Genomic DNA, 18,006 nt, shown 5'->3' on the forward strand with positions numbered 1-18,006 from the left:
TTACCGCACGCGCCGACGGTTTACAGTCGGCCGGAACGGCGTCGTGGCGGTCGCGGTAATTCGAGATTCCGTCTACCGAGGCGGCGTCCGATATCGTGTTTCCGGCGATAATCGGGGTGTCGTGTCGCAGTGGGTCAGCGAGAAGGGCGCTCGTCGTTGATCATTCGTCCGCCGCGCCGCTCGTGCGGCACCTGTCGACGCGGTCCACAAGCGGGGCTGTTCGCGGCTCGAGCAACCCGGTGAAACAGCGAAGGCATGGCCGCGAACGATGTCGCCACAGCCATGCCTTCGTCGATGTTGAAGTTGATACGGATCAAACGCCGAGAGCGGCGAGGATCTGCGGGCGACCGGCCCAGAGCTGGTCCTCCCAGTACTTCCAGGTGTGGGTACCGGTAGCCGGGAAGTCGAACGTGGCGGGAACGCCGATCGACTTCAGCCGCGATTCGAACGACCGGGTGCTGATCAGGGTGACCGCCTCGATGCCCATACCGACGCCGGTATCGAAGACCTCGGTGGGGTTACGCGGGTTGTTGTACTGACCCGGCAGGCCGCTGCCCGCGGAGATCCGCATCGGCAGACCCTTGAGTTGCGCCGCCACCGTGAAGGGGTCCATCCGCAGCCACTGCGGGCTCCACGGCGGAGCCAGCGAGTCGGAGCTGTAGGCACCCCAGCGCAGCATGGCCACGCGAACGGCTTCGCGCATGCCCGGCTGCGAGAGGTTGAGGGCGCCGGAGAACGAACCGGCGTACTTGAACTGGTCGCGGTGCATGGCGGCCAGCGACAGCGCAGCGCTGCCACTCATCGACAGGCCGATGATGCCGTTGTTGGTCTTGGAGACGCCGTAGCCGGCCAGGAAGTTCGGGAGTTCCTCGGTCAGGAAGGTTTCCCACTTGTAGGTGGTCTTCTGCCCGTTGAGGCTGCTCGGCGACACCCAGTCGGCGTAGAAGCTCGACATACCACCGACCGGCATCACCAGGGTGACATCGTCGTTGGCGAACTGCTGCATGGCGTTCGTCTCGAACGACCACGCGTTCTTGTCATCGCGCGCCGCCATACCGTCGAGCAGGTACAGCGCGGCGGAACCACCGTTCTTGGCCCACTGGACCTGAACCTTCACGGGCCCCATCACCGAGGGGACCATCAGCTCCTCGTAGCCACCGGCCGGCGCCCGCAGGACGGGAGTCGCGGGCGCAGCCGAAGCGACGACGGTGGCGGAGAAGGGCATGGCGACCGCGGCGGCGATCGCGACAAGCGCACGCAACCGCCGGTGCAGCCGAGGATCACTGCTCGCGTCGCTCAGCCCTGAAGCTGGCGTCCGTCCGAAGCGCATGGTGCGGCTCTCTTTCCGAGTTGTTCTCGACGCCGCCGGAATGCGCCCGACCGCATACCACCACGTCTATCCAATTGGCCACGCAAACTTGACTTTTCAGATGACAGCACGCGGCCTTCTGTCCGCGATGAAGGGTAGTCATACACCGACGTCAGTGCAACCTATCCAGGAGTTTCACCCGATGTTTGCCGACAGGTCGGGAATCATGCGGAATGCCTCCGCGCCCCAGGTATTCCACGCGTGAATTCCGTACGCCGGGTAGGAGTAGGTGACATTGCGTGCTCCGAGCGTGGCCATGCGGACCTCGAAAGCCCGGGTATTGGCCAGTGCCATGGCTTCCAGGCCCATGCCGTTGACGGTGTCCATGGTCGGGCCGTCCTGGGCCGACGGCCGGCCGGAGGCCGCGCCGATCCACAGGCGGGTGTTGTTGCCGATCAGGTTGGGCGCGAACACGAACGGGTCCATCCGCAGCCACTGCGGGCCCCACGGCGGCGCCATCGAGTCCACGTTGTATCCGCCCGCATCGAGCATGGCCAGGCGGATCGCCTCGCGCATTCCGGGGGCCGAGATGTTCAGGTAACCGGAGAACGCACCGGCGTAGGAGAACTGATCAGGGTGATAGGCAGCCAGCGTCAAGGCGGCTGATCCACCCATCGACAAACCGAATACGCCGTTGCGGTCGCGGCGGAACCCGAGCCGGTCGGCCAGCGCGTTGCGCAGGTCGACGGTCAGGAAGGTCTCCCATTGGTACCGGTAGCTCTTGCCGGGGCCCGCGGCGGAGCCGGTCTCGAAGAACTCGCTCGGCGAGTTCCAATCGGCGTAGAAGCTCGACATGCCGCCGACCGGCATCACGACATTGATGTTCGCCGCGGCCAGCGCGTTGGGTACGTCGGTGGCTTCCTCCCAGCCGTTGAGGGACTCGGGAGCGCGCATGCCGTCGAGGGCGTAGACGACGCGCTGGGTGTTGCCGTCGGCGGCACGCAGGACGCGGGTCTTGATCGGGCCCATACCGGAGTCGACCCAGAAGTCGAACGCGCCAGGATGGAATCCGGCCGACGCCGGTGCGGTCGTCCCGGCGACGACCGTTCCGAGCGGCACCAGCAGGGCTAGGGAAACGCCGGCGGCCCAGCGCTTCGCCCACGATCCACGGGTCTCGACAGGCCCACGCTTGCAGCGCAGTGTTCGCATTCGATCGACCTTTCTCACCAAGACCGTCTGCGCAAACTTTAAGCTACGCAACCGGATCCCTCATCGGACGTCGAATGACTCGATCCAGGGCAAAACGGACGATTCAACCTCGACGCATGCTCACTGTGTATCAACCGCTGACGAACGGTTCCATGTTGCTGGAAAGTGACCCGCAGCACAACTGGCGGTCACCTGCCGCACATGATTCGTCACCCCGCGTCCTTCGGATCGAGACGTAGACGAAGAAAAACCGCCCGGTGCGTCATGCACCGGGCGGTTTCGCCGTCGAACGGGTGGAGCTAGCCGATGTTGGCCGACAGATCCGGGATCATGCGGTTGACTTCGGTCTCCCAGTTGCGCCAGTTGTGCACGCCGGTGATCGGGAAGTCGAAGTTCGCGTTACCGCCGCCGAGGGTGGCCATCCGGACCTGGAAGGCACGGGTGTTCACCATCGCGAGCAGCTCGAGCGGCACGCCCTGGACGATCTCCATCGGGTTGGACACGTCGCCCGCACCGGGGATACCGCTGGCCGAGGACACCCACACGCGGGTGCCGTTGGCGACCAGACGCGGCGCGAAGACGAACGGGTCCATGCGCAGCCACTGCGGGCCCCACGGCGGCGCCATCGCGTCGATGTTGAAGCCACCGGCCGAGACCATCGCGACGCGCATCGCCTCACGCATGCCCGGCGCCGAGATGTTCAGGTAGCCGGAGAACGAGCCGGCGAAGCTGAACTGATCGGGGTGGTAGGCGGCCAGCGTCAGCGCGGCCGAGCCGCCCATCGACAGACCGAACACGCCGTTGCGGTTGGGGTTGAAGCCCAGCCGGCTCGACAGCGCGTTGCGCAGGTTGCTGGTGAGGAAGGTTTCCCACTTGTAGGTGTTCTTCTTGCCCGCGACCTGGGCCGGCGCGATCGACGAACCCGTCATCGCGGAGCCGGTGGCCGCCGAGCCGGTCGAGCTGCCGCCCGAGCCCGCGTCGAGGCCGAAGAAGTTGCTCGGTGCGTTCCAGTCGGCGTAGAAGCTGGACTGGCCGCCGACGGGCATGACGACGTTGATGTTGGCCGCGGTCAGACCGCGGACGACCTCGGTGTCCTTCTCCCAGCCGCTGAGATCGTCCTGGGCACGCATACCGTCGAGCGCGTAGACGACGCGACTGGTGTTGCCGTCGGCCGCGCGGAAGATGCGCGACTTGATCGGACCCATTTCCGAGTCGACCCAGAAGTCGAATCCACTCGGGTTGAACGCTGCCGTCGCGGTACCGGCGGGGCCCGCCACCACCGCACCGAGCGGCAGCACAACCGCCAGGGAAGCCACCATCGACCGCTTGACCCAAGCGGTTCCCCGGGCTCTTAGACGTCCGCCACGCATTCTGTTTTTGGCCTTTCCTCGTGCGGTTCGCGCGGAACCGCGGTTGCAATGACCGCCGACTTACTACCGGCACACCAGTGCGCCGACGGAGTTCCTCGTTGACCATATCGCTACATCGATAGCCGGGCGTTACCGAAAAGAGATTTAATGGTGTTCGCCACTAAGAAAAGCCTGCACAACAGGTGTAACCACTGGGCTCATGGGTACCCATGAGCCCAGTGTGACGCAAGGAGACTACTTCAGCGGGGCGGCTCGGGGAAGGGATCAACGAGCCCACAACGCTGGATTTCGTACTTCGGCACCCGGTCGATCCGGTACTTCGCGAAACTCAGCGCATGGCGCAGGTTGTGCTTGAACCGGTCGAAGGTGAGCGGGTCACGGGTGGAGAGCATCAGTGCCTGCGTCTGCGGGCACGAGAACGCCGTGCGCGCCTGGGTGACCCAGTCCTCGTCCATGTACCAGGGCATCCACGGATGGATGTCGACCATGCCCGAGTCGACAACCACCCAGTCCGGGTACAGGCTCTTGTCGTGCCCGATGCGGCCGTCGGCGAGCCGGTCCGAATGCGCGGCCAGCGGGTAGGCCAGGCCCATCGGATCGATGACGCGCACGTCCAGCGGCACGTTCATGCTGGTCATGCCCAGGTTCAGGAAGTAGACCGTGTGCCCGGCGCCGCCTTCGGGGATCGGCTGCGGCGGCGGATCGAGGTACCAGAACGTGAACGACGGCGAGTTCAGCAGCAGGCCACCGTTGGGGTTGGCCGCGATGTCGTTGACCATCGCCCGCATACGCGGATAGTCGAGGTAGTCCTCGGCAAGGATCGGATGATCCCTTCCGGTGTTGAGCACGTAGTAGACGCGCTCGTCGACGATGCCGGAGGAACTGATCTTGGTGCCGGTCTTGATCGCGGTGGTGCTCGCCGCGTACAGCGACCAGCCCGCGGTGCCGAGCAGCGCGGCCAGCACGACGACCGTCGACCAGTCACGGGGGCTGAACGCACGCAGCCGGATCGGCACGACGGCTACCGGCAACAGCAGCAGGAACAGCTGGGTCAGCAGCATCCGGCCGTGCATGAAGTCGCCGCCGACGCGGATCGCGTAGACGGTGAGCAGCAGGCCGCTGACCAGGACAAGCACGACGACCGCGCTGGGCGAGCGCAGCCACGTCCGGAACCCGGCCACCGACCACTTCGGCCGGACCGTGTTCCCACGCGCCGCCGCGGTGACCACACCGGCGATCAGCAGTACGAGCAGCGGAATCCACAGGTAGTACGGGCCGACCAGGTCCCAGAGGTACTTCATGCCCTGGCCCCACTTGGCCCCGCCCGCGTCCTTGGCGACCGCGGTGTTCGGGTAGGGCAGGCCGTAGTAGCCCATCCGCCAGATCTGGTAGGCCACCGGCACGATCCCGGCGACGAACACGATCAGCGCGCGCAGCACGATCGGCCCGTACCGGAACCGCGGCATCGGGGTCAGGAAGATCATGCCGAGCGCGAGCGCGCCGATGAGGGTGGCCTCCGGCCGGATCAGCGGCGCGAGACCGGCGAGGAAGACCAGCCCGAGCAGGCTCGGCACGCGAACCACCGCGGCCTGGCTCCAGCGGATCAGCAGCCACCACAGCAGCCCGATCCAGCAGATGACGAGGCCGCTCTCCAGTCCGGAGGTGGCGTAGTCACGGGCGGGCGGCAGCGCGATGTAGACGAGCACGCCAGCCGGGATCAGCAGCTGACCGGTGCTGCCACCCCACAGCCTGGCGGTGCCGAGCATGGCGAACACGATCGCAAGCAGCGAGGCCACCAGCGCGACGCCGAGCACCACGTACTCGAGCCGAGCCTGGGTGAGCCAGCTGAAGAACCAGACCACGTACGTCCACGCGGTGCTGGTGTTTGCCTCGACCCGCTCGCCCATGTTGAAGACGGGGCCGTTGCCTGCGATCAGGTTGCGCACCGTACGCAGCACGATGAGGCCGTCGTCGGCGATCCATCGCCGCTGCCAGGCGCCAACCGCGAACAACACGACGGCGAGCACAACCCCACCGACGAAGGTGGCGCGGGACAGAATCGCGAAACGCGCGGCGGGACGCGCCGACTGCTCGTCGTCGCGTAGCCGCTCGTATTCGGTTGTCTCCTGCTCCGCTACCACGATCTCGTCAGGTGAGATAGACAGCGACACCTACCGCTCCGATCCAGGCAATAGCGAGGAACTGCAGGATGCGGTCCCCCAGCGCGATCTCTTCGGGTTCACCGGCCTCGCCACCGTCGACGTCGACCGCGTAACGCAGGATTGCGATGGTAAACGGGATCATCGAGATCGAGTACCACTGGGTGTCGCGCAGCTCGTCCTGCTGGAACGCCCAGAGGCCGTAGAAGATCACGACGGCTGTGGCCGCGAGTGTCCAGATGAAGCGCAGGTAGGTCGGCGTGTAGTACTGCAGCGACTTGCGGATCTTCGCGCCGGTCTCCAGCGCGATCTGCAGTTCGGCGTAGCGCTTGCCCGCCGCCATGAACAGCGAACCGAACGCCATGATCAGCAGGAACCACTGCGACAGCGCGATGCTCGCCGCCGCGCCACCGGCGACGGCGCGCAGCAGGAAGCCCGACGAAACGATGCAGATGTCGAGAACGGCCTGGTGCTTGAGGCCGAGGCAGTAGGCCAGCTGGATGGCGATGTAGATGGCCATCACCACGGCAAGGTGCCAGGACGCGAGGAACGAACCGGCGATCGAGCCGATCAGCAGCACCGCGGCGAGCCCGTATGCCAGGTTGACCGGGACGACGCCTGCGGCGATCGGCCGGAACCGCTTGGTCGGATGCGCCCTGTCGGCCTCGACGTCGAGCGAATCGTTGACCAGGTAGATACCGGAGGCCGCCATGCAGAACACGACGAACGCGATCGCGACGTGCACGAGCACGCCACCATCGCTGATGGCTTCCGGACCGACGGCCAGCGGCGCGGCGAGCACCAGGACGTTCTTCACCCACTGACGCGGGCGCATGGCCTTGACGACGCCACCGACCAGGGTCTTCGGCGGGCCCTTCACAACACCTTCGTCGAGGACGGCGGCGGACGGTTCTTCGCTCATCTCAGCCAAGGTTCTTTCGGTTGCGGTCACTGTCGGAGTCTCTTTTCGGCGGCTAGCACGGCAGCTGCCGACGCGGCACCCAAGGCGGAACCGGCGAGCACGTCGGAAGGGTAATGCACACCGAGCACAACCCGGGAAAGGAGCATCGGCGGCACGAGCACCGCAGGCAAGGGTAGCCCGGTCAACCTGCCGAGCAACACCGCCGCCGCCGTAGTCGAGGTCGCGTGCGAGGACGGGAAGCTCAGTTTGCTCGGCGTCGACACGTTGACCTGCACCGCGGGACTGTCCGGACGCGGGCGCCGGACGATCCGCTTGATCACGATCGACGCGGCATGCGCGCCGACGGCGCCGACCGCGACACCGGCCCACTGCCGACGGCGCGGCTTGTCGACCAGCCAGCCCGCCGCGGCGATGCCGACCCAGCCCAGCGCGTGCTCACCGAAGTGCGACATGCCGCGCGCGGCCGAGACGACGGCCGGGTTGGTGCCGATGGTCGTCTGCACGGTGTTGATGATGCCGACCTCGAGCGGCACCTCGATGTACTCGTCGTCGCCGCAGGCGCAGGCGCACTCACCGCCGCAGCCTTCCTCGGCCAGCTCCAGCTCGGGCAGTTCCGGGTTGATCGCGTTCACTTCTTCTCGGTTCCGTTCTGGCTGAGGCCGAAGGTCTTCTCCCACGCCGCCGTGCTGGTCAGCTCGGCGTGCGCGGCCCGGTAGCGCTGCTGCATCTCCGGGAAGCGGGCGGTGAGCTCTTTACGCAGGCGCAGGGCTTCCTTGAGGAGCTCGGCGGCCTTGCGCGGGTCGCGCTTGCGGTAGACGACGCCGCGGCCGTCGGCGGTCGTCACGGTGACGCCGTCGACCTGGGACAGCAGGAACCAGCGCGCGTCCAGCGTCGGCACGTTGAGCTGCGGTGTCTCGTAGGCGGACGGGTCGGCCTTGCGGAAGTTGTGCACGACGCCCTTGGCCAGGCGCGCGACCTTCGCGATCGGGTTGCCCGGCTCGCCGGTCGCGCCGACGCCGTGCCGGTTGGCCAGCGGCAACTCCGTCGAGGACGGCAGGACAACAGCGTCCGGGTACTGCTTGCGCATCGCGTGGATCTTGCCCAGCGCACTCGGCAGCAGGTCGAACAGGCCCTCCGGCCCGGCGAGGAAGTCGCGGATCGCCTCGTTCTGGATGGCGACCGTCGAGTACTCCAGGCACAGCAGGTGCTTGAGGGTGGCCTTGACCGTGTTCACGATCATCGGCTTGCCGTCGCCGGGCAGGTGCAGCGAGGCCACGACCAGGCGGTTGCGCAGGTGGAAGTACGCCTGCCAGTCGATCGCGTCGTCCTTGTCGGACCAGGCCATGTGCCACACGGCCGCGCCGGGCAGGGTGATGGTCGGGTAGCCGGCCTCGCGGGCGCGCAGGCCGTACTCGACGTCGTCCCACTTCAGGAACAGCGGCAGTGGCTGACCGATCTGCTCGGCGACCTGACGCGGGATCACGCAGGTCCACCAGCCGTTGAAGTCGACGTCGATGCGCCGGTGCAGCAGCTTGGAGTTGTCGCGGTCCTTGAGCGGGTACTTCGAGAAGTCGTGGTCGTACTCGACGTTGGGCGCCGAGGACCACATGAAGATCCCGCGGTCGACGACCTCACCCATGCTGTGCAGGTGCGAACGCTCCTGCAGGTTCAGCATCTGCCCGCCGACCAGCAGCGGCGACTTGGCGAACCGGGAGAACGCGAGCGCGCGCAGGATCGAGTCGGGCTCGATCTCGATGTCGTCGTCCATGTAGACGATGAACTCGGCGTCGGTCTTGAGCGCCTCGTACATGACGCGGCTGTAGCCGCCGGATCCGCCGAGGTTGGGCTGGTCGTGGATGGAGAGCCGGTCGCCCAGCGTCGCGGCGGCCTCGGTGAAGCCGGGCTCGTCGACGACCTTGCGGTTGCCCTGGTCGGCCACGATCACCTTGGTGACATTGCCGAGCACCAGCGGGTCCGAACCCAGCGCGGCCAGTGTCTTGACCAGGTCGGTGGGCCGGTTGAAGGTGGGCATGCCGACCGCGATGGTGCCGGCGCCCGGCGCGTCCTGCGGCGCGTACCAGCCACCGGCGAGCAGCGTGACCGCCGTGTCGGTGGTGATGTCGAACCAGATCCAGCCGCCGTCCTCGAACGGGCCGAGATCGGTCTCGAACTCCACAGTCACCGAATCCGCACCCTTGGCGACGGCGAATTCCTTGCCCTGCACGTGGATTCGCGAGCCGTCGGCCTTGGAACGGTAGACGTCGACGCGGCCGTGCCCGGCCAGTTCCAGGCGAAGCACCACCGAGTTCAGCACGCTCCAGCGCCGCCAGTAGCTGGCGGGCAGCGCGTTGAAGTAGGTGCAGAACGACACCTCCGACTCGGCGCCGATCGAGAGCGCGGTCCGGCTGGTGGCGTGCGCGCGGCGCGCGTTGGTGGTGGATTCCTCCAGGTAGAGGGTCCGCACGTCGAGCGGCTCGCCCGGACGCGGCAGGATGATCCGCTGCAGCAGCGCCTTGGCGCGCGTCTCGGTCGTCACGTCGTCGAGCACCGGCGCGCTCACGCCTCGTCCACCAGGGCAGCGCCGGACTCCAGGTGCGGGCGCAGCACGTTCTCGAACATGCTCAGCGCCGAACCGATCGCCATGTGCATGTCCAGGTACTGGTAGGTGCCGAGGCGGCCGCCGAAGAGGACCTTCTTCGCGGCGGTCTCCTTCTTGGCGAGCTCGCGGTAGGCCAGCAGTTTGGCGCGGTCCTCGGGGGTGTTGATCGGGTAGTACGGCTCGTCGCCGGTCTGCGCGAAGCGGGAGAACTCGCGCATGATGACCGTCTTGTCGGTCGGGTAGTCGCGCTCGGGGTGGAAGTGGCGCGGCTCGATGATGCGGGTGTACGGCGCGTCGGCGTCGTTGTAGTTCATCACCGAGGTGCCCTGGAAATCGCCGATCTCGAGTACCTCGGTCTCGAAGTCGATCGTGCGCCAGCCCAGCTCACCCTCGGCGTAGTCGAAGTAGTGGTCCAGCGGGCCGGTGTAGACGACCGGCGCGTCCGGGCTGGCCGCGACGACCTCGTCACGCACGTCGAACCAGTCGGTGTTCAGGCGCACGTCGATGAGCTCGGAGGCGGCCATGTTCTCCAGCCACTTCGTGTACCCCTCCTTGGGCAGGCCCTCGTAGGTGTCGTTGAAGTAGCGGTTGTCGAAGGTGTAGCGCACCGGCAGGCGGGTGATGTTGCCCGCGGGCAGTTCCTTGGGGTCGGTCTGCCACTGCTTGGCGGTGTAGTCGCGCACGAACGCCTCGTAGAGCGGGCGGCCGATCAGCGAGATCGCCTTCTCCTCCAGGTTCTGCGCGTCGGCGGTCTCCACCTCGGCGGCCTGCTCGGCGATCAGCGCCTTGGCCTCTTCCGGGCTGAAGTAGCGGCCGAAGAACTGCGAGATCAGGCCGAGCCCCATCGGGAACTGGTAGGCCTGGCCCTTGTGCAGCGCGAACACGCGGTGCTGGTACCCGGTGAACTCGGTGAACTGGGTGACGTAGTCCCACACCTTCTTGTTCGAGGTGTGGAACAGATGCGCGCCGTACTTGTGGATCTCGATACCGGTTTCCGGCTCCGGCTCCGAGTAGGCGTTGCCACCGAGATGGTAGCGGCGGTCGATCACCAGCACCCGCTTGCCGAGCAGGTTCGCGGCACGCTCGGCGACGGTCAGGCCGAAGAAGCCGGAGCCGACCACGATCAGGTCGTACTGGTTTGCCGAAGTGGCGGAATCTGCGTTGACGGAGTTACCCGGGGACGATGCGACGGTCACGGGTGCCCAGCGTATCGGAAGACCGCAGATTGTCCCGGCGGAGTCACCGACCTGGGCTTGACCTGGGGTGATTCTGCCGCCTCAGCGGTAGGGGTGGTGCGGCGGGGCGCCGGGATACGGCGCGACCTGTTCCGACGGGAGTCCACCGGGATAGGGCATGGCCTGCCCGTGGGCGTACCCACCGGGTGTTGGGCCGTGCGGTGGGTGTCCACCGAAGCCGGATGGCACCTGAGGTCGGCGACCCTGCGTCCGGCTGGTGACGGCCGAGACCAGCATCAGGATGAGCATGAGCGCCGACAGCACAGCCGCTACGCCGGCGACCCGCGTCCCAGGATCGTCGCCGAAGAGCAGACCGCCACCCCAGCCCGCATCGTTGATGGCGACGAACAACAGGATGGTGAACGTCGAATCCAGCCCGAGCACGTTCAACGCGAGATACCCCACCGCGAGGACCCCGGCCACCGCCTGACCTACCTTCACTCGCCGTGCGAGCAGCAACGCGGCAACCACCCAGAGCAGCGCGGCAACCAGGTGCGCCAGGGTCATGGCCAGGACTCGGCGGATGTCGTCCGGGAATTCGAGGCCGAGGATGTCGATCGTCCTGAACCCAGCGACCATCGCGCCGAAAGCAACCCCGGCAAGCACCACGGCGAGGGCAATCGCCGCCCGATGTGCGAGCGCGCCCTGTGTTCCGGAACGCGAAGCCCGCGGTTGGGCACCCGGAAAGCCCTGATGTCCCGGGTACTCGGCCATCGGCATCCCGGGCAGCGCGCTCGCGTCTGCAGCCGGCGAATGCCACCACTCACCGGCTGACTGTCCTGGGCCAGCCGATCCGAGATAGGGCTGCACGGGCGGATTGGCACCGTATGCAAACGGCACTGGCAGCCCCGGGTATCCACCGAGCTGACCGGACGGCTGCCCGGCGTTCACCGGATACGCCTGTCCGGGCGGGGCGGCGCCGTACGCCTGCTGCGCGGGCAGGTCTCCACCGGGCTGACCGGGGACCCCCCCCGGGCACAGCCGCGGACGGTCCGGGTGTGCCCGAGCCATAGGCAGGCGGCACTGGCAGCAGGCCTGGGTATCCACCGACTTGACCAGGAATGTCTGCGGCGGGCGGTACTCCGGAGTCGCCGCCTGCGCCCAGCCCGAGCGCGGGCACAGAGGGTTCCGGCGTGATGTCACCGGGCAGCGAGTGGCCTGTGCCGTACAGAACCGTCGCCGGGGCGGAGACCTGGGTCGGCGAGACCGGTTCAGCTCCACCCGCATTCGGAGCATGGTCATAAAGCACGCTCACGGGCGCCGGGGTATTGCCTGGCGAGACCGGCTGAGCCGCACCCGCATTCGGATCGTGGCCGGATGGATGGCTCATGCGTTGTCCCCCGTGTTCGCGCGGATCGTCAGTTGTACGGGTACGGAGGGTACGCGGGCTGACGGCCTGCGCGGATCCAGCGGCCGGTGGACGGGGCTGCGGCCATGACAAGGATCAGCAGGGGAATCGCTCCGACGATGACGGCGCCGACAAGTGTGGCCGGAGTGGTTTCGTAGCCGGTTTCCGCACTGTTTTCCACAATCGCTGCTCCCGCTGACAATCCGATGCCGATCAGGCTGATCGAAGCAAGGAGGATGAGGAGCACCCGGCCCGCGGTCTTGCGCCGGAACAGCAGGATGGAGCCGAGCAGCAACAGCAGAGCTGGGGCTGAGCCGATCGCGAGGCCGATCGCCACTTCCTCGCGGCCCGCTTCGTCCCGAGCGCTCGTTGCGTCGGTGCTCAGCAGAATCGCCAAGCCGATGCCGAGGCCACCCAGGGAGATCAACGACAGCAGCAGTGCGATCACCGCGGCGGTGATCGCGGTTCCGCCGCCGGCGCGCGACTGACCGTAGCCGGGGTACGGCGCTGCACCGTAACCCGGTGCACCGTAACCATATTCGTAGCCCGGGGCCGGATAGGACTGGGCGCCATAGGCCGGTGCGTCGTACGGCTGCGCGGGGTAGCCCTGCTGCTGGGCGTAAGGATCTGCGCCGTAGCCGGGTTGCGCGTAGCCGCCCGCGTACGGGTCGTTGCCCTGTTGCGGGCCGTACGGATACCCCATTGCGAATCCCCCTCGTGAAAGCCGTCTTCAACACCTGCGCGGGCGCGACCGGCGTGCCAGCGCCGCTGTCCGACGCTGACCTGCCGAAACTATACGTTCGGTCCGACAACCGTTTCCGGGCGAGCGAGCGTGTACGCCGCCGTCCACGGCAGGGCCGCTGGCAGCAGCACCAGCGCGCCGAGAACGACGGCGGCCAGCGCGGCCGCCCAGCTGTGGTTCACGATCGCCGTCACGGCACCGGGTACCCCACCGAAGCCGATCAGAATCGAACGGATCACCGGCTCCTCGGCGAACCAGTGGATGCCGTACTCGGAGTCGTAGTTCACGAGCGTGGCCAGCAGGCCGAGCACACCGAGGCCGACCTGCGCGCCCGCCGCGACGATGAGCATCCACCGGCCGGTCTGGTCGCGCCGCGCGAGCAGCAGCCCGCCGTAGCCGAACACGAATGCCGACACCAGCGCGCCGAGCGTGGTGAACAGGGTCAGCGAGTCGTCGAGCCGGTCGGGATCGGCGAAAAAGGCGCGCACGAGAATCACGGCCCCGAGCAGATTCGCGGCGGCGGCCATGGCGGCGCAGCACACGGCGGTAATCGCCGTCACCTCACCGATTGTCGACTTCGTTTCCTGCACGACCATGCTCAAAACCTATCCCGTGCCGTGCCGGCGCGTGATGGTCCAGCGCCGCGTCGGCTCACTCAGGCTGAGCGCGAGGATCGCCACATTGAGCGCGAGCCAGAAATCCAGCGGCCCCAACCGCCACCCGTGACTCGACCCGTTGAGCACGATGACCAGCAACGTCGCCCCGGCCATCACCGCGGACATGCTGAGCAGCACGCGCCTGCCCAGCATCCGCCGCCGCAACAACAGCACCGCCCCGAGCAGGTAGACCACCCCGAGCCCGCCCACGATCCCCGCCCCCACGTAATCGAGCTCGATCTCGCGTCCGAGCGCCAGCACCACCGCCGTCGCCGTGCCGACGATGATCCCCGCACCACCGACCAGCACCCCGAGCCATCCCGCGACCATCGCGGTCACCCCGCGAGAAGGCCGCTCCGGCCGCACCTGATCCACCACTGTCCCCGCTACTTGTCGACGTCGCCGTCAGTTATACGGCGGAACGGCCGATCGAGTGCGGTCGAACGGTGCAACCAGACCGGACGCCGTTCGTGGCGGCGTGATCGGGCGACCCGCGATCACCGATCGCGAACCACCATGCGGTACCAGACGGGACCCGCGTCAGGCCAGCGTCGGATACTGCCGGGCTCAGCGGACACCAGTTCCCAGTAGGGGCCGAAGTCGTTGTCGATCTGCTCCCGGGTGATGCTCTGCGGACCTTTGGTGAAGCCGTACAGGTACAGCGTCGCCTGTGGCGCCGCGATGCCGGCCACAGCCTTCGCGTACGCCGACTTCGCGCTGTTGCGCAGGTTGTGCGCGCATCCGAAGTCCAGCAGGAACTCGAACCGTCGCTCGGCGAGATCCAGCGGCATGTCCAGGATGTCCGCCTCGATGTACCGCACAGCCACTCCGGCTTCCGCGGTGCGGTCCCTGGCGTGCTTGAGCGCTTGCGCCGAAATGTCAACGCCGGTCACGTCCCACCCCTGCCGGGCGAGGTAGATCGACTTGGTCCCGGCACCACAACCGAGATCGGCGGCTCTACCGGGCGGAAGGGCGGACGGTCCTTCGATCAGGTCGACCAGCTCGTCCATCGGCTTGCCGAGATCCCACGGCGATATGCCGAGCCGGTACGCCGTGTCATACAGAAACGACACGACTTTGGAGGCACGTTCAGTAACCATTGTTCAGCTTCCCTGTCTGCCGCGGAATTTCTATCCCGCAAGCTTTGGTGGATTTTGCGCAGTCGGAGCGAACAACGGTGTGCCGAAAAGATCCGAACGGCTCGGCAGGTTCAGCTTCCGAAGGATCGATGCCACATGATTCTTGACGGTATTCGGGCTGATAGAAAGCAGGTAGCTGATCTGGCGGTTGGTGTGCCGCATCGATACCAGCTCGACAATCTGACGTTCTCGCGGGGTGAGTTTCGCGGCGAGCCCGAATCCTGATTGATAATTATCCGGCGCCGCGGCGGACATCACCCACACCCGCGCACCATTCAATGTGGCTTCCACCGACCGGGACAGCTGCTCCGGTGTTTCAGCCGAATAGACGAAACTATCAACGCCCCACGCCGAGGCCAGGCTGAGATCTCGGTATTCGGCGGCTTCAGAAAAGGCTAGGATTTTCGATTCAGGGCAACATCGTTTGAACTCCCGACAGTATTCGAGGCTGGAAGTCATGCGTTCGTTGAATAGATCGACAATGAGCAGATCGATGGCGGAAAACGCGAGCTCCGCCGACTTCAACTTATTCAGATCGATCTCGGAGGTTTCTAATTCATACGTATCCGATAGTGCGGCAACGATCCCCAATGAAGTCACTGGCGGCACGCCGACGATCAGTATGGTCTTCAACCTAGGCCTCCCCACTACCTAAGGCTTGGACAGCGCCCGACCTACATGTCTCACCGCGTGTCCGCACGCAAAATCGCTTCAACCGCACGCTACACACGACCGATGTAGGTGTCAATCATGGTGTCCCGCAACATGATTGACCGCAGAGCGGTTATCCATCCGCCATCGTCAAAACAGACCGGTCCGTAGGTGATCAGCATGAGCACACTCCAGCCGACATCGCCGCCGGTGAAATCCCGCGCGGGCGTGCTGGTCCCGGCAATTTGTTCAGCGCCGCGAAACATGAACAATTCGCCCACCGGAGGCCGGGGATTCCGCCAGTCGGTAGCGCACGCACAGCTCGCTGTGCGACATGTCGACGACAGACGTGAAGCCGATCTCCTGCGCCACCCGTTCAACCTGGTCGTCGGTGAGAAATGTCACCCACGGCTCCCGGAGGTCGGCGAGAAATTCTGTGAGCGCAGCGACTCGCTCCTGCCCGTCGGGTGGAATCCGTTCGATCGGCTCGTTGTAGTCGAAAACCAGGTCGACCGCGGCGCGCTGATCCACGATGTACCGCAAGGTCGCCCGTATCGAATCCAGAGTCAGATAGGGCACGACCCCGAGCCAGATATAGAACGCCGGAGCGTGTCTATCGAAACCAGCGGAACTCAGCACGTCGTGGAGCGAATCAGTCGCGAAATCTATCGGCGCGAACCGTACATTGTCAGGTTCACGGATTCCGGCGGCGGCGAGTCGCCGGCGTTTCCAGTGCTGCGTAGGGTGCTGATCCAGTTCCCAAATGGTGCACCCCGGCAAATCGGCGCGGTAGGCCAACGTGTCGATTCCCGCCCCGAGCAGGACAACCTGCGCGGTGCCGGACGAAACCGCTTCTTTCAGCGCATCCTCCGCGAACCGCTGGCGGCCCGCGATGAACAGCCGCGCATCGCTGGGAAACAGCGTTTCGATGCGCAGGCGGTCCGCGAAGTCGTTCTCCGACATTCCGACCACGGCCAGTGCCAGCGGATCGGTGAACACCCCGGCCCCGTCCACGACCTGATGCGCCGCGCGGGCGACCGCCGCACCGATCGCGGTCCGGCTTGGTCCGACCGCTCGGCGGTCCTGGCCGGGGGCCGGTTCACCAGCGAACGACGAGTGACCGCGGTCCATAGATGAACTCCTCCTCACGCATCTCGATGTCAGCCGGGGCCTCGACCAGGGCGAGGCCGGGCAGGCGGTCGAAGAGGACGTGCAGGAACTCGTCCAACTCGATGCGCGCGAGATGCGCACCGAGACAGCGGTGTATCCCGTAACCGAACCCCAGGTGCCCCGCCACGTCGGCGCGTCGGAAATCCAGCACATCCGGGTCGCGGAACGCCGCCGGGTCGCGATTCGCCGCGAGTAGCGACACAGCGACCGTCTCGCCCGCGCGAATCGTCACACCGGCCAGCTCGACGTCGGTGGTCGCGGTACGAGGGGGCATCACCACCTGCGAGACGCTGAGGTAACGCACCAACTCGTCGATCGCCGAGCCGCCTGCCCTTCTCGCCTCACGGTACGCGCGCAGTGCGGCCGGATTCTCCAGCAGCACCATCACCGCTGACAGCATCATGTTGGCAGAGGTCTCGGTACCACCGATGATCAGCATCATCCCGATGTTCGCCAGTTCCGCGTCGCCGAGTTCACCCGCCTGAGCCAACCGGCCCAGCAGGTCGTCGGAGTGCTCGACGCGCCTGCGCCGCACGAGATCTTCCAGATAGCGGATGGTGTCCAGGTAGATACCGATGGCGTCTTCGGGGCCGAGGTCCTCGATTTCGGACGGGCTCGTGAACCGGCGTTCATCCGCGGGTATGCCGAGGAGAGTCGCGATGGTGCCGAAGGCGATCGGATGGGCCGATGCCGCTCCGAGGTCCGCGGTTCCCGCATGCTCGGCCAGCATCGCGTCGATGTGCTCGGTCACGAGCCCGCGCACGGCGGGACGTAGTGCTTCCATTCGCTGACGTGTGCACAGCGCCGACAGGATCCGCCGGTATCGGCTGTGTTCGGGCGGGTCGAGACTCGACAGCTGTCCGGGTACCGCCGGGGGCAGCGCGGGGGCAGCGCCAGGTGGTGCCAGCGGGATATGTTGCAGGTCAGGGCGCGAGCTGAACGCCGGATCGGTCAGCACTAGACGCGCCAGTTCGTGATTCGCGACCAGCCAGCCCTGATGCCCGTCCGGGAAGGTCATCCTGGAAATGGGTTCGGTGCGCTGCAATTCGCTCAGCTCGGCAGGCACCGCGAAGGGGCAACCGTGCGGGCGCTGTGTCGGCAACGCGTAGACAGAGCCCCCGAGTTCGTTCGTCGACATCTTGTTGCATCCTTCGGCCGGGCTGAATTCGGAAGTTCCGCAGGACCGAGGGCGCCGAACGACGAAACATCGCGTTCGGCGCCCCCGGCTACCGCTCCTAGGTGCAGCAGGAGCAGATGCAAACACAGCTCGTGCAGGAGGCGCCGGCCTCGGTCATGCCGTGCCCGTCGGTGAGCGACTCGATCGGCAGCGAGCCACCGTCGAGCTGGAACACCTCCATCGGGAGCTGCTCAAAACTCCGTCGGAAATCATCGGAATTTGCGCCGTGTGCGCTCATGGCCATTTCCTTTCCGCGTGGACTTACACGCAGAATTGATCCTGCCAGCACCGAATATGGCCCGCAATGACGATCAGCCGAC

General features: G+C 66.4%; 18 protein-coding genes. All 18 read right to left on the bottom strand.

What is annotated here, in order from left to right; translation table 11 throughout:
• Positions 1–313: 313 nt before the first annotated feature.
• Positions 314–1,330 carry an alpha/beta hydrolase gene (locus tag ACWF82_RS16235; RefSeq protein WP_452501871.1) on the bottom strand — a complete coding sequence of 339 codons (1,017 nt, stop codon included), beginning with the start codon at positions 1,328–1,330 and terminating at the stop codon, positions 314–316.
• Between the two features lie 174 nt (positions 1,331–1,504).
• Complete coding sequence (locus ACWF82_RS16240; RefSeq protein ID WP_452501873.1) at positions 1,505–2,518, bottom strand: alpha/beta hydrolase; 1,014 nt, start codon at positions 2,516–2,518, stop codon at positions 1,505–1,507.
• Positions 2,519–2,817: 299 nt separating this feature from the next.
• A complete protein-coding gene (locus ACWF82_RS16245; RefSeq protein WP_452501875.1) occupies positions 2,818–3,837 on the bottom strand; it encodes an alpha/beta hydrolase in 1,020 nt (339 codons plus the stop codon).
• 290 nt (positions 3,838–4,127) lie between these two features.
• The gene (zomB, locus tag ACWF82_RS16250) at positions 4,128–6,059 is read right to left on the bottom strand and encodes a flagellar motor control protein ZomB (RefSeq protein ID WP_452501877.1); all 1,932 of its coding nucleotides are present in this window, start codon (positions 6,057–6,059) and stop codon (positions 4,128–4,130) included.
• Entirely contained in the window at positions 6,037–6,969 is a 933-nt protein-coding gene (locus ACWF82_RS16255; RefSeq protein ID WP_452501878.1) for a decaprenyl-phosphate phosphoribosyltransferase, read from the bottom strand. The genes zomB and ACWF82_RS16255 overlap by 23 nt, the downstream gene beginning before the upstream one ends.
• Positions 6,970–6,995: 26 nt before the next feature.
• A complete protein-coding gene (locus tag ACWF82_RS16260; protein ID WP_355283672.1) occupies positions 6,996–7,508 on the bottom strand; it encodes a phosphatase PAP2 family protein in 513 nt (170 codons plus the stop codon).
• Between the two features lie 89 nt (positions 7,509–7,597).
• The gene (locus tag ACWF82_RS16265; RefSeq protein ID WP_452501879.1) at positions 7,598–9,529 is read right to left on the bottom strand and encodes a glycosyltransferase; all 1,932 of its coding nucleotides are present in this window, start codon (positions 9,527–9,529) and stop codon (positions 7,598–7,600) included.
• The gene (gene glf / locus ACWF82_RS16270; protein ID WP_452501880.1) at positions 9,526–10,764 is read right to left on the bottom strand and encodes a UDP-galactopyranose mutase; all 1,239 of its coding nucleotides are present in this window, start codon (positions 10,762–10,764) and stop codon (positions 9,526–9,528) included. The genes ACWF82_RS16265 and glf overlap by 4 nt, the downstream gene beginning before the upstream one ends.
• A gap of 81 nt (positions 10,765–10,845) precedes the next feature.
• Positions 10,846–11,382 carry a hypothetical protein gene (locus tag ACWF82_RS16275; RefSeq protein ID WP_452501882.1) on the bottom strand — a complete coding sequence of 179 codons (537 nt, stop codon included), beginning with the start codon at positions 11,380–11,382 and terminating at the stop codon, positions 10,846–10,848.
• Positions 11,383–12,161: 779 nt separating this feature from the next.
• Positions 12,162–12,854, bottom strand: a complete 693-nt coding sequence (locus tag ACWF82_RS16280; protein ID WP_452501884.1) for a hypothetical protein — start codon at positions 12,852–12,854, stop codon at positions 12,162–12,164.
• An 89-nt stretch (positions 12,855–12,943) separates the two neighbouring features.
• On the bottom strand, positions 12,944–13,489 hold the full coding sequence (locus ACWF82_RS16285; protein ID WP_452501885.1) for a hypothetical protein: 546 nt from the start codon (positions 13,487–13,489) through the stop codon (positions 12,944–12,946).
• Between the two features lie 9 nt (positions 13,490–13,498).
• Positions 13,499–13,879, bottom strand: a complete 381-nt coding sequence (locus ACWF82_RS16290; protein ID WP_452501887.1) for a hypothetical protein — start codon at positions 13,877–13,879, stop codon at positions 13,499–13,501.
• Between the two features lie 167 nt (positions 13,880–14,046).
• Positions 14,047–14,622: a class I SAM-dependent methyltransferase gene (locus ACWF82_RS16295; RefSeq protein ID WP_452501889.1), complete on the bottom strand. Its 576-nt coding sequence runs from the start codon at positions 14,620–14,622 to the stop codon at positions 14,047–14,049.
• A gap of 57 nt (positions 14,623–14,679) precedes the next feature.
• On the bottom strand, positions 14,680–15,321 hold the full coding sequence (locus ACWF82_RS16300) for a response regulator transcription factor (protein WP_452501891.1): 642 nt from the start codon (positions 15,319–15,321) through the stop codon (positions 14,680–14,682).
• 89 nt (positions 15,322–15,410) lie between these two features.
• A complete protein-coding gene (locus ACWF82_RS16305) occupies positions 15,411–15,620 on the bottom strand; it encodes a hypothetical protein (RefSeq protein ID WP_452501893.1) in 210 nt (69 codons plus the stop codon).
• Entirely contained in the window at positions 15,589–16,470 is an 882-nt protein-coding gene (locus ACWF82_RS16310; RefSeq protein WP_452501895.1) for a class I SAM-dependent methyltransferase, read from the bottom strand. The genes ACWF82_RS16305 and ACWF82_RS16310 overlap by 32 nt, the downstream gene beginning before the upstream one ends.
• The gene (locus ACWF82_RS16315; protein ID WP_452501896.1) at positions 16,439–17,647 is read right to left on the bottom strand and encodes a cytochrome P450; all 1,209 of its coding nucleotides are present in this window, start codon (positions 17,645–17,647) and stop codon (positions 16,439–16,441) included. Before ACWF82_RS16315 ends, ACWF82_RS16310 begins: the two co-directional genes overlap by 32 nt.
• 97 nt (positions 17,648–17,744) lie before the next feature.
• Entirely contained in the window at positions 17,745–17,924 is a 180-nt protein-coding gene (locus tag ACWF82_RS16320; protein ID WP_452501898.1) for a thiomuracin/GE37468 family thiazolyl RiPP peptide, read from the bottom strand.
• Positions 17,925–18,006: the final 82 nt, after the last annotated feature.

The organism is Nocardia sp. NPDC055053, from assembly GCF_053608285.1.

Bases quoted from the DNA above. Each gene is read 5' to 3' on its own strand.
- ACWF82_RS16235 (WP_452501871.1), bottom strand. From the start codon at position 1,330: ATGCGCTTCGGACGGACGCCAGCTTCAGGGCTGAGCGACGCGAGCAGT.
- ACWF82_RS16240 (WP_452501873.1), bottom strand. From the start codon at position 2,518: ATGCGAACACTGCGCTGCAAGCGTGGGCCTGTCGAGACCCGTGGATCG.
- ACWF82_RS16245 (WP_452501875.1), bottom strand. From the start codon at position 3,837: ATGGTGGCTTCCCTGGCGGTTGTGCTGCCGCTCGGTGCGGTGGTGGCG.
- ACWF82_RS16255 (WP_452501878.1), bottom strand. From the start codon at position 6,969: ATGAGCGAAGAACCGTCCGCCGCCGTCCTCGACGAAGGTGTTGTGAAG.
- ACWF82_RS16275 (WP_452501882.1), bottom strand. From the start codon at position 11,382: ATGGTCGCTGGGTTCAGGACGATCGACATCCTCGGCCTCGAATTCCCG.
- ACWF82_RS16280 (WP_452501884.1), bottom strand. From the start codon at position 12,854: ATGGGGTATCCGTACGGCCCGCAACAGGGCAACGACCCGTACGCGGGC.
- ACWF82_RS16285 (WP_452501885.1), bottom strand. From the start codon at position 13,489: ATGGTCGTGCAGGAAACGAAGTCGACAATCGGTGAGGTGACGGCGATT.
- ACWF82_RS16290 (WP_452501887.1), bottom strand. From the start codon at position 13,879: ATGGTCGCGGGATGGCTCGGGGTGCTGGTCGGTGGTGCGGGGATCATC.
- ACWF82_RS16310 (WP_452501895.1), bottom strand. From the start codon at position 16,470: ATGGACCGCGGTCACTCGTCGTTCGCTGGTGAACCGGCCCCCGGCCAG.
- ACWF82_RS16315 (WP_452501896.1), bottom strand. From the start codon at position 17,647: ATGTCGACGAACGAACTCGGGGGCTCTGTCTACGCGTTGCCGACACAG.
- ACWF82_RS16320 (WP_452501898.1), bottom strand. From the start codon at position 17,924: ATGAGCGCACACGGCGCAAATTCCGATGATTTCCGACGGAGTTTTGAG.